This window comes from Bremerella sp. JC817, from assembly GCF_040718835.1.
In the GTDB taxonomy this organism is placed as follows: Bacteria; Planctomycetota; Planctomycetia; order Pirellulales; family Pirellulaceae; genus Bremerella.
The window spans coordinates 1-401 of sequence record NZ_JBFEFG010000098.1; the positions used below are offsets into that span (position 1 = coordinate 1).

The 401-nt window shown below is 64.3% G+C and carries 1 protein-coding gene; it reads right to left on the minus strand.

Features of this window, described 5'->3' with window-relative positions:
* On the minus strand, positions 1-401 hold a 401-nt coding region (locus AB1L30_RS00455), incomplete at both ends, for an insulinase family protein (protein ID WP_367011388.1).

A 401-nucleotide genomic window follows, 5' to 3' on the forward strand; every position in this document is an offset into this window, starting at 1 on the left:
CTCCGACAGGATGACGCCCTTTTCCCGCTGGACGGCCTCTTCGTCGAACAAGAGCTCGCTCGCCGTCTCGCGCATCAGCATGAGCGACGTGTCGAGCAAGTCCTCGTCCGCGCGCGGCAGGTCGAGCTTGTACTGGGTGTATTCGAAGCCTGTGGACGCATTGGTATCGGCACCGAAGGCGAGGCCCTTGCGCTCCAGCAGCTTGATCATCTCGCCTTCGGGCACGTTGGTGGACCCGTTGAAGGCCATGTGCTCGACATAGTGGGCGTAGCCGCGCTCGTCGTCTTCCTCGTCCAGCGCCGCGGCCGTGAATTCCATCCGGACCAGCGCCGTGCCCTCGGGCCGGTTGTTGCGCCGGATGATGTAGCGCATCCCGTTGTCGAGCTTGCCGAAGACCCAGC